Genomic DNA, 17254 nt, shown 5'->3' with positions numbered 1-17254 from the left:
AATCGGCTCCCCTCAAAGCACTTTGGCTTCGTTCTTGAGTTTGTCCACGAGCTCGTCGACGGAGCCCACCTTGATGCCGCCCTTGCGCTCGGCCGGTGACTCGACCTTCTCCAGCGTCAGCCGGCTTGTCACCTCGACGCCGAGGTCCGCCGGCGACTTGACGTCGAGCGGCTTCTTCTTGGCCTTCATGATGTCGGGCAGCTTGGCGTAGCGCGGCTCGTTGAGGCGCAGGTCGGTGGTGATCACCGCCGGCAGGGTCAGCTCGACGGTCTGCAGGCCGCCGTCGACCTCACGCGTGACCTGGACCTTGTCGTTCTCGACCTTCACTTCCGAGGCGAAGGTGCCCTGGGGCAGGCCGGCCAGGGCGGCAAGCATCTGCCCGGTCTGGTTGTTGTCGGTGTCGATGGCCTGCTTGCCGAGAATGACGAGACCGGGCTGCTCCTCTTCCACCACCTTGGCCAGCAGCTTGGCCGCGGCCAGCGACTCGACGCGCTCTTCGGTCTCGACATGCACGGCGCGGTCGGCACCCAGCGCCAGCGCGGTGCGCAGCTGCTCCTGGGCGGCCTTGGGGCCGACGGTCACGGCGACCACCTCGGTGGCGACCCCTCGCTCCTTCAGCCGCACCGCCTCTTCCACGGCGATCTCGCAGAAGGGGTTCATGGCCATCTTGACGTTGGTGAGGTCGACGTCGGAGTGATCCGGCTTGACGCGGATCTTGACGTTGTAGTCGATGACGCGTTTGACCGCGACGAGGATCTTCATTGCATACTCTCCCAGACTCTTGATCGGTTATTTTCTTTTCGGGTGCCGAAGCCTATCGTGAACCTGCCGCGGCGCGATGCGCCGCATCGAGGCCACGATGAATTGCCTGGCCGATGCCCTCATCCAGCATCGTTCTCAGCCCCTTGGCCGTGGTGCCGTCATAGGCAATCAGCCGCTCCACCATGTCGCCGGGGTCGGTATCCAACTTCTCCAGCAGCAGGCTGCCACCCACCAGGGTCTGCATGACGGCCTCGCGGGCGATCTCGTCGGAGAGCCCCGCGCTCCTGGCATGCTCTAGCATCGATTGGGCCAACAAGGCGGGATACGCCGGCCCGGCACCGCTCAAGGCCGTCAGGTAATCGAGATCGCCCTCGCTGGAAAGCTCGCGCGCCGTGCCACAGCTCGCCAACAGCGCCTGGACGAGCCGCTTGTCGTCATCGGAGACCTGCGGTGAAGCAAACCAGGGAAAGTAGGCCCGACGGATCTCCGCCGCAGCATTCGGCATGGCACGCACTACCCGACTGCTGCCCATCTGGCGGGAAATTGCCTGCAAGGAGGCCATCGCCAGCAGCGAGACGACCAGCTTGCCGCTTACCTCAATGTCCAGGCCGGCAAGATCCTGCGGGCGTACGGAAAGCACGATGACGTCCGCCAGGGCGACCAGCTCACGGTTGGTCTTGACGCAACGCACCTCGGGCCAGTCGCGGTAAACCTCTCCCTGGCCGGTGCGCGAGGAAACCACCAGTCGATCCGGAGATACGACATTCCGCTCCAGCAGAGCGATGCCGAGAGCACGCCCCATCCAACCCTGCCCGCCGATGATCCCGATCACCGCATCAAGCGACATGGTTTCACCTCCATTTGTATAGGCCTACATCCCGCCCCCAGGCGTTTCTTGTCGCTTCATGATGAGCTAACACGCTCAGGGTCTTTTCTATTCATGTACACTGCTGTACATTCGGATGACGAGTGTGTACATCCACGGCTGACAATGTCAAGCACACAACAAGACGGAGACCCGATCATGGCCAACGACCCGCTGCTTCAGCCCTTCCAGCTCAAGCATCTCACCCTGAAGAACCGGATCATGATGACCTCGCACGAGCCGGCCTATCCTGAAGACGGGATGCCCAAGGCACTCTACCGCGCCTATCACGTCGAGCGGGCCAAGGCCGGGCTGGGCCTGACCATGACCGCCGGGTCCGCGGCGGTGGCCAAGGACAGCCCGCCGGTGTTCAATAACATCCTGGCCTACAAGGATGAGGTGGTGCCGTGGATGAAGGAACTCACCGACGCCTGCCATGAGCATGGCACGGCGGTGATGATCCAGCTGACTCACCTGGGCCGGCGCACCCGTTGGGACAAGGGCGATTGGCTGCCGGCGGTATCCCCCTCTCATCGTCGCGAAGCGTCCCACCGCGCCTACCCCAAGCAGGTCGAGGAGTGGGATATCGAGCGCCTGATCCGCGATTACGCCGACGCCGCCGAGCGCATGCACGCCGCCGGCCTCGACGGCATCGAGCTGATGGCCTATGGCCACCTGATGGACCAGTTCTGGTCACCGCTGACCAATACCCTCGATGAGCCCTACGGGGGCGATCTCGACAACCGCCTGCGCTTCACCTTCGACGTGCTGCGAGCCATTCGCCAGCGGGTCGGTGAGGAATTCATCGTCGGCATGCGCTATACCGGCGACGAGATGCTGCCGGGGGGGCTGACGGCCAGCGACGGCATGGCGATCTCGCAGCGTCTGAAGGACAGCGGCCTGGTCGATTTCCTCAACGTGGTGCGTGGGCATATCGACACCGACCCGGGACTCACCGACGTCATCCCCATCCAGGGCATGCCCAGCGCCCCGCACCTCGACTTCGCCGGGGAGATCCGTCGCGAGATCGATTTCCCCACCTTTCATGGCGCCAAGATCCAGGACGTCGCCACCGCCCGCCATGCCATCGCCTCGGGCAAGGTCGACATGGTCGGCATGACCCGCGCCCACATGGCCGATCCGCACATCGTGCGCAAGATCGTCGAGGGCCGCGAGGAGGAGATCCGCCCCTGCGTCGGCGCTAACTACTGTCTCGACCGTATCTACCAGGGCGGCGCCGCCTACTGCATTCACAACGCCGCCACCGGGCGCGAGACCACCATGCCCCACACCATCCCCAAGGCAGCGAACAAGCGCCGGGTGGTGATCATCGGTGCTGGCCCCGCAGGGCTGGAAGCTGCCCGCGTTGCCGGCGAGCGGGGCCATGAGGTGGTGGTGCTGGAGGCCGCCAGCGATGCCGGCGGACAGGTGCGCCTCACGGCACAGAGTGAGCGTCGCCGCGAGATGATGGGCATCATCGACTGGCGCCTGGAGCGCTGTGAGGCGCTCGGCGTCGAGATCCGCTACAACGTCTGGGCCGAGGTCGAGGACGTGCTCGCCGAAAAGCCGGACGTGGTGATCGTGGCCACCGGCGGCTACCCCATGGAAGACCAGCCCACTGTCGGACACGACCTGGTGGTCAACACCTGGGATATCCTGTCGGGCCACGTGGCGCCGGGCAGCCGGGTACTCCTTTTCGACGATGCCGGCGATCATGCCGCCATGCAGGCCGCGGAGATCATTGCCGCCACCGGCGCCGAACTCGAGATCATGACACCGGATCGCACCTTCTCGGCAGAAATCATGGCCATGAACCTGGTGCCGTACATGCGCGCCCTGCAGCGGCCTAACGTCACCTTCACGCCCACTTACCGGCTGAAATCCGTGGAGCGCGACGGCAGTGAACTGCTTGCCAGGATCACCAGCGACTACGTACCCCCCGGCAAGCAGGACCTGAACTACGAGCGGCGTATCGACCAGGTGGTAGTCAACTATGGCATCACGCCGATGGCCGACGTCTATTTCGAGCTCAAGCCGCACTCGAGTAACGGTGGCGAGGTGAACTACGAGGACCTGATCGTCGGCCGGCCCCAGGCCGTCATCCGAAATTCGGGCGAAGGTTTCCAGCTGTTCCGGATCGGCGATGCGGTGTCGTCCCGCAACACCCATGCGGCGATCTACGACGCCTTGCGGCTGGTGAAGGATCTGTGATGCGAAAAGGCTGGAAAATAGCTATATAGGCTCAACAGCTGGTCTGCTTAATTACAAGCGCAGACCACTACCGACAAGTTCCAAAGGGGGCAGAAAATGTCATTCAAGAGAACCATACACGCCATAGATACGCATGCAGGCGAACCTATGCGCGTCGTCACTGGCGGCATTCCCAACATACCCGGCAAGACGGTGCATGAAAAAATGGTATGGTTGCGGGAAAATGACGACCAACTGCGCAAGTTAATGCTTCGCGAGCCCCGTGGTTACCCACCTCTCTGCTGCAATGTCCTTGTGCCCCCATGCCATCCCGAAGCCGATGCTGGCTACGTCATCATGGAGCAGATCGAATATCCGGTCATGTCTGGTGGCAACACTATTTCCGTGGCAACGGTACTGCTCGAGATGGGGATGTTACCGATGCAGGAGCCCGTTACGGAACTCGTTCTCGAGGCACCGGCGGGGCTCATTCGCATCCGGGCAGAGTGCAAGGATGGAAAGGTAAAGAGCGTTACTTTCAGGAATGTTCCTGCTTTTGCCGCCTATCTGGACACGGAAATAGACGTTCCCCATCTGGGCAAGGTAACAGTAGACGTAGGGTGGGGAGGTATGTTCTATGTCATTGCCGATGTCCGCCAGTTCCCCTGGATCGAACTTACCCCCGAGCATGGCGCGGAAATCACACGGGTTTCGGCCATGATCAGGCAGGCAGCCATTGAACAATTGCCCGTCGAACATCCCGATTATCCAGGGATAGGCATCACGATCTCGCAGCTTTCCGGGCCGGCAAGTAGTCCAGACGCAGACTGGAAGAATGTCGTGACAGTGGCGTCTGGTGATTTCGATTGGGATAAGCCCAGCACCTGGACAGGTGCCATCGACCGCTGCCCGTGCGGGACGGGAACATGCGCAAAAATGGCAGTCCTTCATGCCAAGGGCGAGCTACCGTTGAATCAAGATTTTCGCCACCAGGGAATCCTGGGCAATGTATTTACAGGTAGGCTGGTCGAGGAAACGGAAATTGGCGCGCGAAAAGCGGTCATTCCTACCATTTCAGGAACGAGCTGGATTTACGGTATGAATACGTACGTGCTGGACAACGACGACCCTTTCACAGAAGGGTTCTGTGTGCAGGACATCTGGGCCTAAGTGAAAGAAGCCGTCGCCTACCCAACCGCCGCTTACAAGAAGCGGCGGATTTTCTCAAGCACTACCGCGTCGATATTAATGCGCCCCTCTTCCGAACTACTACTTCGTACTGGGCGGCGGTTGGGCGCGTAGGTACCGCCACGTTCGGCGATTCGATCAAGATGTTGGGTCAGGCGGGTGGAAAAGCGGCCATCAATAGCGGTGGGTTGAATGGTAATAATCGTTAATCCCGCGTCAATCACCTGATCCCCATTCTGGAAATCCGGCATGTCGAGTGACCATGAGGCACCGGATAATCCAGCAGCAAGACACTCGACCATCAGCGCCACGTTGGCACCTTTCGTACCGCCAAATGCCAAGAGTGCGCCGCGCAGTCCGGCTGCTGCATCGGTGGTTACATTGCCTGTCTCGTCGATCGCCCAGCCTTCGGGAATCTTTCGCCCCTCTTCAGCCGCTTTTACCAGGTTGACGAAGGCCGTTGCACTGGATGCCTGGTCAATGACCAGCGGTGCGTTAACATCGGCCAAGGGGGCAGCAAACGCCATCGGGTTGGTACCGAAAACGACTTTGCCACTGGGGGAGCCCACCACCACGGCCGGACTGTTGGACACGGCAAGAGCGATCACCCCCTCCAGGGCAAGGCGGCGAACATAGTAGCCCAATTCACCGGTGGTATAGCTGTTGCCTTGAGTGAAAATCGTAACGCCCAGCTTCCTGGTGTTCTCGACAAGCGACGGCATGGCCAAATCGAAGCCGAGTTGTGCAATACCTCCATTCGCATCCGAATGAATGATGGCAGCCAGGGGTGAATTAATCTTCGGCTCCGCTTCCTTGTTAATGCGTCCTTCACGAAAACCGGAAAGGTAATCCAGCAGATGTGGAAAGCCGACACCTGGATGTCCGAAAAGCGCCGCTGAAACTGTCGCCTTCGCCAAGGAGATTGCGGTAGCCGGGTTGGCGCCGACAGCGAGACAGGCCTGCTCGGCCAACGCCTCGGCATCATGGGTGGAAAGTGTTTGCTGGCTCAAGGAAAGATACCTCACGTGTTCTTAAATGTCGGCTTTTCGGAACCGCCTCCGGACGGTGAGTTTAATTCCAACTCCTGGACGGCTCACAGTATGAAGCGCCCCGAACGTTGGGTACAAGATCCCAACATGCGGGGTGCAACTCAAAGGCACGAAATAAATACTGACATACCCACAGGAACCGATTAACTCACGTATCCAAACAGCTTCGGCAGGAAGAGTGAGAGTGCCGGCCAATAGGTGGTGATCAGCATCACGGGCAAGGCAGCCAGCAGCATGAAGCTGAAGGCGGGCCGTATGACCTGCGACATTCCAACCCGGCCAATCCGGCAGCTCATGAATAGGATGGGAGCCATGGGCGGGCTATTGCAGCCAATCACGACGCTAGTACCCACGATAGCTGCAAAATGCACCGGGTGGATACCGATACTCTCCATGACCGGAAGCAGCAGAGGGCTAAGGATGGCGACGACACTTACGTCATCCATGATCATTCCCATCAGAATCAAGAAGATATTCACCATGAGAAGAATCAGCAGTTTGTTCTGGAATAGCTCAAGTAACAGCTCGGTCAGTTGCTGAGGCACGCGCTCAAAGGTGAAGATGCGACTGGCCACGAAGGAAAAGAGCAGAATGATCATGATGACGCCAGTCGTCGTGGCGGCATGGATAAAACTCTGCGCCAAGGCCTTCAGGTCCAGGTCGCGATAGACGAACAAGCCAACGGGAATGGCGTAGACAACGGCAATGGCAGCCGCCTCGGTGGGGGTGAAGATGCCGCCGTAGATGCCGCCCAGAATGATGACCGGTAGCATCAGCGCGGGGAGGGCTTTCCAGCCGGTGCTGCCGATATTGCGGAACCGCTTACTCAGCGTGATTGGCTCTGGGCTGTAAGCAGGGTTGTTACGCATTCTGATAGCATTGATTACACAAAGGAATATGATCAGCAAAATGCCCGGACCGATGGTAGCCAGGAATACGGCCGCAACGGATTGCCGCGTCACCACGGCATACAGAATCATGGTGATGCTGGGCGGAATCAACAGGCCGAGCAGTGAGGATATTCCGACCAAGGCGGTAGAATAGGGGCGGCTGTATCCATGCTTTTCCATCGGGTCGATCATGATGGTTCCAATCGAGGCCACCGCAGCCGAGGCAGTCCCTGAAATTGCCTCAAACACTCCGCAGGCCATCACCATGGAGGTCCCCATTCCACTACGGGACGAGCCGACAATTGCCTCAACAAAACGTATTAGACGGGCGGCAATCCCCCCGGACTGCATCAAATATCCTGTCATGATGAACAAAGGGAGGGCCAGTAAGATGATGGAGTTGATGGACCAGAATCCCGTTGTCATCAAGGATGATATATTGACATCGTAGGCTAGAGCGAGAACGAGAGTCATGGCCGCGAACGAAAACACGACCGGCACGCCTATGACCATTAATACTATGACAGCACCTATCGCTAACAAAGCACCCATGAGCTTCTCCGATTATTGTCAAGGGGTTTTCTTTACGCGAGATTCCTTAATGGGCCGCAGCTTTAGCTTTACCGACTAGCTTGCTGACATCATGAACGAAATCCCGGAGTACGTAGAGCAGCAGAAGAACACTCGCAACAAGAAGGCTCGCCTGCGAAAAATATTGTGGGATACTGAACACAGGTGTTACTTGCCCCTTTTCGAAGCCCCATGAAAAAATACTGTAGCTCCAGCGAACGAAGAAAACCGCCAACAACAACGACAGGGTCGTGGCGATAAGATTCATCGTGTTGTGCAAGGCTTCATTGTCGGAAAAGGCCTGAAAAAAATCAGCACTGAGATGTGTTCTCTCACGCGAGGCCAAGGCCGCTCCAAGCATGTATAGCCACATGGCAGCCATCAAGACCAATTCTTCAAGGCCAAATACTTGAATGCCAAGCAGCGCCCGAAACAGGATGCCAACCACCATGGCAAAAGCAATAAAAAGGCCCAGTACCGTTACGGCAACTTTAAATAACAAAAGCGAATGCATTGTCGATGCGGGACAACAACTCTAAAATCTTCATATTTATTACCCCAAAGGTATTGAACATGAAGTGGCCCTCATCAGAAGGAGCCACTTCAAGTCACCCGGCAGGTATTATTTACTGGGGTTCTGACGCATGCTCACGGACGGCGCTCATGACCTCTTCCCCCAAGGATTCCTCAGCCTCGACCCAGACGCTCTCGCGGACGCGCTCGACCCAGGCAGCCATCTCTTCTTCGGAAGGCACGATATATTCCATCCCATCCTCCTGGGCCTTCTGGATCCACTTTTCATCCTCGGCTCTGGCATTCTCGAACTGCTCATTTGCCACGACTTCCACGGCATCTGCGATAATACCGCGATCTTCTTCGTCGAGCTCGTTCCAAGAATCCTGGTTCATCAAGAAGGTATAGAAAGAGAAGTTATGCTTGGAGTGAACGAAATAGTCGAGCAGGTCGTTGAAATAAGTATAGTCCCAGTAAATCACATTACTGGAATCTCCATCGACGACCCCTGTCTGGATGGAGGTGTAGACTTCGGACCAATCGATGGGGACGGCTTGGAATCCCATGGCCTGGATGGTTTGGGGCAGCGGGAAGATAGGCTGCGAGCGGAGCTTTATCCCCCGCGCATCCTCATAGTTGGTTGCATAAGTATCTTTGGTTGCAATACCACCAAAACCTTCCGGGAATGGCCCCAGGTACTCCAGGCCAACATCTGAAAGGATTGGCCCGATGACGTCCGATACCCAACCATCCTTGCCATAGGCTTCCAGCGCTTCCTCCCATCCCAAGGTCAGGTAGGGTAACTGCAGTACGCCCAACCGCTCATCGTAGGAGGTTTGCGGCCAACCAAGGAAGAGATCGATATTTCCCATGACCAACTGATCGAAGAGCTCCTGCGGTCCACCAATCTCCCCCTGATAGAAGACGTTAATGGTAATCCTACCATCAGATTTCTCTGCGACGAGATCAGAGATTCTTTTAACCGCCATACCTTGAGGGGATTCCCGGTCACCCGACTCCGTGACCATATTAAGCTTCAACTCCTGGTCGCTTGCCCAAGTGGTGGCGGAAAAACCAAGAGCGGCGATAACAGAGGCTGCAGCCATGCTCGTGCTAATTTTCATTGAGCATTTTAATTTCATCACATATCTCCAGCGATATTTTATATTTGGGATTCACCTCTTGCTTGATCAATCGATCACGACCAAGCATTCTTTCAAGCTATAGATGTAGCAAAGGTAATGGAAACGACTTTTCCTCCGTACAAAACAAAACCTGAAGTTATGGTTGATACACGCAATCGTACGCTGCCCGAGCCATCGTCCCACGCCGGCCGGCCAAAGACGATTGCCGTTCAGGATCATATAGTTAGCTATCCACGGGTCAGGACAGCTGGATCCAGGTCGTCTTGAGTTCGCAGTACTGGTCGTGGGCGTAGACCGACTTGTCCCGGCCACCGAAGCCAGACTGCTTGTAGCCGCCGAAGGGTGTGGTGATGTCTCCCTCCGAGAAGCAGTTGACGGAGACGGTGCCGGCCCGAATCGCCGCAGCCATGCGATGCACTGTGTTGAGATCGTCACTCCACAGCGAGGCTGCCAGGCCATAACAGGTATCGTTGGCGATGGCGATGGCCTCCTCCTCGGTATCGAACGGAATCACCGCGAGCACAGGGCCGAAGATCTCCTCCTTGGCCACTGCGGCATCAGGACCTACCTCGTCGAAGATCGTCGGGGCAACGAAATAGCCGCCGCTCTCCTCCCGCATCCGCACGCCACCGGTCACCAGGGACAGCCCATCGGCCTTGGCCCGCTCGATATGGCCCAATACCTTGTTCATGTGGTCTTTCTCGATCAGTGCGCCGAGATTGATGTCGGGGTCCAACGGATCGCCGGTGACCCACTCCTCATCGAGCTGGCGCTGGAGCTCGTCGATCAAGTCATCCTTGATGGAGCGGTGCACGATCAGGCGCGAACCCGCCGAACAGTTCTCGCCCATGTTCCAGAACGCAGCGGCCAGGACGTTGCCCGCCACTGTCTTGAGGTCGCTCACGTCAGGCATGACCACCTGCGGGTTCTTACCCCCGCACTCCAGCACGATCCGCTTGAGGTTGCTGGCCGCCGAGTATTCGAGGAAGCGACGGCCGATTTCGGTGGAACCGGTGAAGGCGACCAGGTCGATGTCAGGGTGCAAGCCAATGGCCTTGCCAGCCACGTGACCAAGCCCCGGCACGACGTTCAACACGCCGGCCGGGATGCCGGCCACATGCGCCAGCTCGGCAAGCCGCAGGGTACTGAGGGAGGTCAGCTCGGCAGGCTTGAGCACTACGCTGTTACCCGTGGCCAGGGCCGGCCCCAGTTTCCAGCCAGCCATCATGGCGGGGAAGTTCCACGGCAGCACCGCGCCCACTACCCCGATCGGCTCGCGGGTGACCGTGGCCACCACGCCTTTGGCGGTAGGCGCGACGGCGTCATAGAGCTTGTCGACGGCTTCGGCATGCCAGCGGATGGTATTGGCGGTATCGGGGATGTCGACATTGAAGCACTCACTGATCGGCTTGCCCGCCTCGAGGGATTCGAGAACGGCCAGTTCCAGGCAGTGCTCCTCGATCAAGTCGGCGAAACGCTGCATGATTGCCTTGCGCTCGGCGGGTGCGAGACCCGACCAGACGCCGGCCTCGAAGGCACGGCGGGCGGCCTGGACCGCGAGGTCCACATCAGCGGAATTGCAGGCGGCGACTCGCGTCAAGCATTCCCCGGTGGCGGGATTGAGGGTCTCGAGCGTTTCGCCGGAACTCGCGGCAACGAAGCGGCCATCGATGAAGGCCAGGTTGCGGTACTCGAGTCGCTCGACCTGGCTCTTGATGGCCTCTCGCGTCAGGTTCTCGGACATTGTTGTTCTCCTCGTGTGGGTGGATCAGAGTTCGGTTCCGGCTTGCCACTCCTTCCAGGCAAGGGTTGAACGCACCCCTATACCGAGCAGTGGCTCGGGTGGGGTTGACTGTGGCTTGGGCTGTTCCAGCATGATGTCGAGCAGTTCGCTCTCGATCCCGAGTGCGTACTCGGCGATCAACTTTCCGGAGATCGTGCCGCGCGTCAGGCCCAGTCCGTTCTGGCAAACGGCACTGTAGACGCCAGGTGCGATCTCGCCGAACGGCGTGCCTCCATTGCGGGTCAGGCACAGTGCGCCTCCCCAGGTGTATTCCAGTTCGACGTTCGGCAGCATGGGGAAGCGTCTTTCGAAGGAACGGCGATGGATAGCACGCACTCGTGCCAGCCGGTTTTCACTGGTGCTGACACTGGGGTTGTAGGTAAAGCAATTACGGATGCAGATGCGTCCGTCGCCCATGCGCCGTACCGTTGTACCCATGGGGTCTGCCGGTATCAGTCCCCAGCTCCTCTCGCCACCCAGGGCCGCCTGCTCTTGCGCGTCGAGGGGGCGGGTCAGGCTGCCGTAGGTGTAGACGGGCAGAAGCCGGCCCTTGAGCCCGAGCTGACCGAACTGGGCGGCATAGGCGTTATTGGCCAGCACCATTCGAGGGGCCTTGAGTCGCCCCAGGTCGGTGATCAATGTATGTGGCTGGCCGATCTCGATCTCGCGGACGGGGCTGTCTTCGTAAAGGTGTACGTTTTCCGGCAGGCTGGCCCCGAGCCCGCGGACCAGCGCAGCCGGCTGTATTAGCACGGCACCGGGCGCATGCAATCCAGCCCGGTAGAAGTCGGTGCCGGTTATTGCCTTCATCTCGCGGGCATCGAGCTCGCGATAGGGCTCGCCGAGAGCTGACAAGCCTTTGGCGAACGTCTCCAGGGCCTGTACCCCGCGCCCCTCAACCGCGCCGTGAAGCTTGCCCTGCTCACGCCAGTCGCACTCGATGGAATGCTGCTGCACGATCGCGCGCATGAAATCGATCGCCCCCCGATTGAGACGGATGAGCTTGCGGTCGGCAGACTGATCACCGGTGTAGCTGTGCGAGTTCAGGTCATGCGGCAAGTCCACCATGAAGCCGGAGTTCCGGCCGGCGGCGCCAAAACCGACACGCTTTGCATCGACGACAGCGATGGCAGCGTTCGGCTGCAGCTCGGCCAGCCGTCGTGCTGCGGCCAGGCCGGCCAAACCCGCCCCCAGCACCACCCAATCGGCCTTGACCTCGCCCCTGAGCGGTGTCGATGCAGACGGCGGCGGCAGCAGTTCGTACCAGCCGCAACGGCCGTCGTTCTGGGGCAGGAAACGACATTTCAGCTGCATGGATCGAATCTCCGGCGCCGGATCTCAGCCGCGGTGTTGCACCAAGGCGTCATAGGTGCGCTGGAAGCTGGTTTTCTCAGCTTCGCTAAGCGGCATGAGCGGAGCCCGTGCCGGCCCTACCGGCAGGCCGGCCAGCTCGCAGCCATGCTTGATGTACTGGCAAAATTTTCCACCCTGCTCGAGCAGATTCAGCATCGGCAGCAGGCGAGCCGCGAGCTCACGACCGGCGACGAAGTCTTGGTCGACGACACAGGCCTGGTACAACGCCACGTGTTCCGGGGCCAGGAAGTTGGAGGCGCCCCCGACCCAGCTGCGTGCCCCCCAGACGAAGAACTCCAATACCTGATCGTCCATGCCGCAGCTCAGTTGGAGCTGGTCGGAGAACTCGTTGGCCAGGGCGTGCATGCGCTCGATCGACCCGGTGCTCTCCTTGATGGCTTGAATATTCGGGCGGTCGCGCAGGGCCTCGATGAACTCGAAGCTCATGGGGGTGCCGGTGCGGTCAGGGAAGTTGTAAAGCATGATCGGCATATCGAGGGCGTCATCGATACGCTGGACATGCGTGAGCAGCTCATCCTGGGTCGGCTGGCAGTAGTAGGGAGCCGCCACCAGGATGGCATCGAAATCGGCCGCCTTGGCATGGTGACCGAGTTCGAGACTCTCTTCGGTGGTCGTGGCATTGATGCCCGCCATGATCGGGATGCGCCCCTTGGCATGACCTGCGACGAAATCGAGTACTTGCTTGCGCTCATCCTTGCTCAACGCGTAATACTCGCCGGTCGTACCGCCGATTATCAGGCCATGCACCCCCTGATCGACCAAGGTATCGATTACCTTACCTAGCGTTTCAAGTTGAATGGCGCCATCTTCGGCGAAGGGTGTTACGACGGGGGTCCAGATACCATCGAAGTTCATGAAAGCACCTTTGTGATTATTCATGGGGAAGGAACAAGCGTTAGAAATGATGGTACGCGGGCAACTCTGCCTCGAAGAAGCAACATTTAATCCCGGCAAAGCATGACTAGATGTTATGCTCATACCTTCGTCGCAGGGCGGCACACGGCTCCGACAGGTCAACCAGCATATGACGACACACACCGATCCCGATCAGAAGCTGCTCAAGATGCCATCGCTGCGCGCGGTGAGGTCTTTCGTGGCGGCAGCCAAATATCAGAACTTCACCCGTGCTGCCGAGGCACTATGCGTTACACAGGCAGCCATCAGCCGACAGATCCGTGAACTCGAAAGCCACCTTGGAACGCCCCTGTTCAAGCGATCCGGGCGTTCGGTAGAATTGACCAAAGCTGGTTCCATTTTCTTCGATGCGGCACAATTGTCGTTTATCAATATTGCTCAGGCCGCCGAACGCATTCAGAAAGACCATGGCAGCAATGCCAGACGCACCCTTACCTTATGCTGTTCCCCCGCCTTTTCTGCGCTGTGGATGTCACACCGGCTGCCCAGCTTCTTCAGCGACAATCCGGACATAGACCTCAACCTGGTCACGACTCAGAACTTTCTGACCATGGAACCGGGGGTCAATCCAGACATCTTCATCACCAAGATGTCGCGAGTCCGAGATGGCTATATCAGCATTCCGCTCTTTCACGATCGGATCTATCCGGTATGTACCCCGAGTTACCTCAAGGCCCATCCAGAGATCCATTCTCTTGAGGGTCTGCGGGATGGCGTGCTGCTCAACCTGAGCCCGTATGGCCGCTCTCAGGTGGCCGAACATGTGGACTGGGGGGTATGGCTCGCCATTCATCATCTGGACATCGAGGACCGCCTGTCCCAAGGACCCCATTATTTCAACGCCAACGATTACAACCTGCTGATCCAGATGGTGCTCAATGGACAAGGCGTCGCCTTGGGCTGGCATCATCTCGTCGGCCCGCTGATTGACCAAGGCCTCTTGATCAGGCCCGTCGAGCAAGAGGTCGTGCTGGAAGAGACGCACCACTATATGGCCTACCGTGAGGACAAGGGTGACGAAGAGGCCATGACTCGCTTCCGGAAATGGTTCCTGCAGCAGAGCGGGGTGACACAGTAACCCGCCTCTGCTCCGGAACGACCCGCTAAGGTCACTCGAGCCAGGTCGGCTCGATCAAGACCGCCAACTTGCTGACGCGCCTCACCTGCTCAAGGCCTGAGTCAGTGTCGCTACGTGTACATTAACTAGACACCAGTGTACACTTCGTCCTTTCGCTGGCGCCTACCTGTTGCGCTGCGTCCCGGATGAAGGAGACCATCTCGATGCCGCCTGGCAACGATAGCAGCACCAAATGGAAAGGCTCCCGCGAGGCCTGGCTCGATGCCGCCTTCGAACTGCTGCTCGAGTCCGGTGTCGACAGCGTGCGGATCCTGCCGCTGGCCAAGCGGCTCGACGTCTCACGAACCAGCTTCTACTGGTTCTTCAAGAATCGCGAGGCGCTGCTGGATGCCCTGATCGAGCGCTGGCGGGAGAAGAATACCCAGGGCCTGGTACGCCAGACCGAAGCCTATGCCGAAACCATCGTCGAGGCGATCCTCAACGTCTTCGACTGTTGGCTGGATCCCGAGCTATTCGACTCTCAGCTAGAGTTCGCCATGCGCAGCTGGGCGCTGCAGTCGGATGAGGTGGCCAAGGAAATCGACATGGCCGACGAGGCGCGCATCGAGGCACTGACGCAAATGTTCGAGCGCTACGGCTTCGAGCCTCTGGCGGCCAACGTGCGCGGCCGCACCATTTACCTCACCCAGATCGGCTACATCTCGATGAAGACCCAGGAAGCCCTCGAGGTTCGCATGCAGCGCATCCCCGCCTATGTCGAGATCTTCACCGGGCAACCGCCGCGCCCCCAGGAGCTGCAGCGCTTCCAGGCCCGACATGGCTATGCCTTGGAAACCACCGACTAGCGCGGTGCCAGCGCTTCATCGCCGAATAACTGCTGGACGAGAAAGCTGAACGCCAGTGCCTGCATATGGGCGCGCTGGTGGTTGTCGGCCGCGCCGCCGTGGCCGCCCTCGATGTTTTCGTAGTAGAGCACCTGATGCCCCTGCCCGCTCATGCGCGCCATCATCTTGCGCGCGTGGCCGGGGTGGACGCGGTCGTCGCGGGTGCTGGTCATCAACAGCATGGGCGGATACTCGGCCGCGGGATCGAGGTTGTGGTAGGGCGAGACATCACGCAGGAATTGCCAGTCGTCGCTCTCGGGGTCGCCATACTCGGCCATCCACGAGGCGCCGGCGAGCAGCAGGTGGTAGCGGCGCATGTCGAGCAGCGGCACCTGGCACACCACGGCGCCGAGCCGCTGTGGGTAGCGGGTGAGCATGTTGCCCACCAGCAAGCCGCCGTTGGAACCGCCCTGGATGCCCAGCCGCCGCGGCGAGGTGACGCCGCGCTCGATCAAATCTTCTGCCACCGCGGCGAAGTCCTCGAACGCCTTGTGGCGCTGGTCGCGCAGCGCCGCCTGGTGCCAGCGCGGGCCGTACTCGCCGCCGCCGCGGATGTTGGCCACCACGTAGACCCCGCCGCGGCTGAGCCAGGCGCGCCCCACGCCGGGGCTGTAGCCGGGCAGCAGCGGCACCTCGAAACCGCCGTAGCCATAGAGCAGGGTCGGGTGCTCGCCGTTCGGCTCGAGGTCGCGGCGCGCCACCTGGAAATAGGGAATCGGCGTGCCGTCCTGGCTGGTGGCGAAGTGCTGGGTCACCTCGAGCCCCTCGGCATCGAACAGCGCCGGGGCCTGCTTGAGGGGTTCCAACTCCTCGCCGACCCGACCGTGCAGCAGCGTGGTCGGCGTCAGGTAGTCGCTGACGATGACGAACACCTCGTCGCTCTCCTCGTCGTCCACCGCGCTCACGCTGATGCTGCCCAGCGTCGGCACGCCGGGCAGCGGCTCGGGCTGCCACTGGCCTTCGCTCGGGGTGATGACGTAGAGCCGGTGCTTGACGTCGTCGAGCACGTTGAGGACCAGGTGGCGGCGGGTCCAGGTGACGTCGGAGAGCGAGGTGCGTTCGGTGGGGGTGAACAGCACGCGCAGCTCGCGTTCGCCGTTCATGAAGGCGTCGAAGTCGGCAATCAGCAGCGCGCCGGCGGGGTGAGTGGTGCCCGCCACCTCCCAGGGTTCGCGCAGCTCCACCAACAGCCACTCGCGGTGCACCTGCTTGTGGGCGGAGTTGGGCACCTCGATGCGGGTGAGGCGGCCGTCGGCCTCGCGCAGATAGAGCTCGTTGTCGTAGAAGGCCCGGGCGCGGCTGACGAAGTCGCGCTCGAAGCCCGGCGTCGGGTCGTGCCCCGCGCCCACCGCCATGTCGTCGGGCTCGCCCTCGAAGACCGTCTCGGCCTCGGCCATCGGCGTGCCGCGCCGCCACTGCTTGACGATGCGCGGGTAGCCGGAGCTTGTCATTGAGCCTTCGCCGAAGTCGGTCTGGACGTAGACCGTGTCGCGGTCGATCCAGCCCAAACCGCCCTTGGCCTCGGGGCGGTAGAAACCCGCCTCGACCCAGCGCTTCTCGACTAGGTCGAACTCACGGGTGACGTCGGCGTCGGCACCGCCGCGCGAGAGCGACACCAGGCAGTGGCGCCAGGGCGCGTCGGGCGAGACGGGACGCAGGCAGTGAGCGCCGTGCCACACCCAGTTCTCGCCCTCCTCGGCGTTGAGCGCGTCGAGGTCGATCAGCACTTCCCACTCGGGCCGCGCCTTGCGGTATTCAGCCAGGCTGGTGCGCCGCCAGAGCCCGCGAGGGTGGTCGCGGTCCTGCCAGAAGTTGTAGAAGTACTCGCCGCGCTTGACCACGAAGGGGATGCGGTCGTCGGCCTCGAGGATCGCCTGCAGGTCGTCGCGCAGCTCAGTGAAGCCCGGCGCATCGGCGAGCCTGGCCTGGCTCTCGGCATTGCGCTCCTCGACCCAGGCCAGGGCGCGCTCACCCTCGACCTCCTCCAGCCACAGGTAAGGGTCGTGCTCGTCGAAGGGGGCAGCCATGCGGGTCTCCTGGTGGGTAAC

Annotated in this window: 14 protein-coding genes; 4 read left to right on the top strand and 10 right to left on the bottom strand. The window is 60.4% G+C overall.

Going from position 1 to position 17254, the window contains the following annotated elements; all coding sequences use genetic code 11:
* Positions 1 to 12 precede the first annotated feature (12 nt).
* Complete coding sequence (locus HNO51_RS01395; protein ID WP_209538076.1) at positions 13 to 762, bottom strand: electron transfer flavoprotein subunit beta/FixA family protein; 750 nt, start codon at positions 760 to 762, stop codon at positions 13 to 15.
* Between the two features lie 52 nt (positions 763 to 814).
* Positions 815 to 1609, bottom strand: a complete 795-nt coding sequence (locus HNO51_RS01390) for a pyrroline-5-carboxylate reductase family protein (RefSeq protein ID WP_209538294.1) — start codon at positions 1607 to 1609, stop codon at positions 815 to 817.
* 177 nt (positions 1610 to 1786) lie between these two features.
* Between HNO51_RS01390 and HNO51_RS01385 the strand changes: the two genes are divergently transcribed.
* Positions 1787 to 3838, top strand: a complete 2052-nt coding sequence (locus tag HNO51_RS01385) for an NADH:flavin oxidoreductase (RefSeq protein WP_209538293.1) — start codon at positions 1787 to 1789, stop codon at positions 3836 to 3838.
* Between the two features lie 96 nt (positions 3839 to 3934).
* Entirely contained in the window at positions 3935 to 4987 is a 1053-nt protein-coding gene (locus tag HNO51_RS01380; RefSeq protein WP_209538292.1) for a proline racemase family protein, read from the top strand.
* Between the two features lie 32 nt (positions 4988 to 5019).
* Here HNO51_RS01380 and HNO51_RS01375 read toward each other — a convergent pair whose 3' ends face one another.
* The 7 genes from HNO51_RS01375 to dapA all read right to left on the bottom strand — a co-directional run bounded on the left by HNO51_RS01375 (position 5020) and on the right by dapA (position 13184).
* On the bottom strand, positions 5020 to 6015 hold the full coding sequence (locus HNO51_RS01375) for an Ldh family oxidoreductase (RefSeq protein WP_209538291.1): 996 nt from the start codon (positions 6013 to 6015) through the stop codon (positions 5020 to 5022).
* Between the two features lie 182 nt (positions 6016 to 6197).
* Positions 6198 to 7496, bottom strand: a complete 1299-nt coding sequence (locus tag HNO51_RS01370) for a TRAP transporter large permease (protein WP_209538290.1) — start codon at positions 7494 to 7496, stop codon at positions 6198 to 6200.
* Positions 7497 to 7542: 46 nt separating this feature from the next.
* On the bottom strand, positions 7543 to 8028 hold the full coding sequence (locus tag HNO51_RS01365; RefSeq protein WP_209538289.1) for a TRAP transporter small permease: 486 nt from the start codon (positions 8026 to 8028) through the stop codon (positions 7543 to 7545).
* Between the two features lie 112 nt (positions 8029 to 8140).
* Positions 8141 to 9169 carry a TRAP transporter substrate-binding protein DctP gene (dctP, locus tag HNO51_RS01360; RefSeq protein WP_242597177.1) on the bottom strand — a complete coding sequence of 343 codons (1029 nt, stop codon included), beginning with the start codon at positions 9167 to 9169 and terminating at the stop codon, positions 8141 to 8143.
* 241 nt (positions 9170 to 9410) lie between these two features.
* Positions 9411 to 10916, bottom strand: a complete 1506-nt coding sequence (locus HNO51_RS01355; RefSeq protein WP_209538288.1) for an aldehyde dehydrogenase — start codon at positions 10914 to 10916, stop codon at positions 9411 to 9413.
* A gap of 24 nt (positions 10917 to 10940) precedes the next feature.
* Entirely contained in the window at positions 10941 to 12269 is a 1329-nt protein-coding gene (locus HNO51_RS01350; RefSeq protein WP_209538287.1) for an NAD(P)/FAD-dependent oxidoreductase, read from the bottom strand.
* A 24-nt stretch (positions 12270 to 12293) separates the two neighbouring features.
* Positions 12294 to 13184: a 4-hydroxy-tetrahydrodipicolinate synthase gene (gene dapA / locus HNO51_RS01345; protein WP_209538286.1), complete on the bottom strand. Its 891-nt coding sequence runs from the start codon at positions 13182 to 13184 to the stop codon at positions 12294 to 12296.
* Between the two features lie 169 nt (positions 13185 to 13353).
* Between dapA and HNO51_RS01340 the strand changes: the two genes are divergently transcribed.
* Positions 13354 to 14322 (top strand): LysR substrate-binding domain-containing protein, encoded by a 969-nt coding sequence (locus HNO51_RS01340; protein WP_209538285.1) that lies wholly within the window; start codon positions 13354 to 13356, stop codon positions 14320 to 14322.
* A 203-nt stretch (positions 14323 to 14525) separates the two neighbouring features.
* Positions 14526 to 15167: a TetR/AcrR family transcriptional regulator gene (locus HNO51_RS01335; protein ID WP_209538284.1), complete on the top strand. Its 642-nt coding sequence runs from the start codon at positions 14526 to 14528 to the stop codon at positions 15165 to 15167.
* Here HNO51_RS01335 and HNO51_RS01330 read toward each other — a convergent pair.
* Positions 15164 to 17233, bottom strand: a complete 2070-nt coding sequence (locus tag HNO51_RS01330; RefSeq protein WP_209538283.1) for a prolyl oligopeptidase family serine peptidase — start codon at positions 17231 to 17233, stop codon at positions 15164 to 15166. The genes HNO51_RS01335 and HNO51_RS01330 overlap by 4 nt on opposite strands.
* Positions 17234 to 17254 lie beyond the last annotated feature (21 nt).

This window comes from Billgrantia sulfidoxydans, assembly GCF_017868775.1.
GTDB lineage: Bacteria > Pseudomonadota > Gammaproteobacteria > Pseudomonadales > Halomonadaceae > Halomonas > Halomonas sulfidoxydans.
This window is presented reverse-complemented; position numbering and strand designations above follow the sequence as displayed.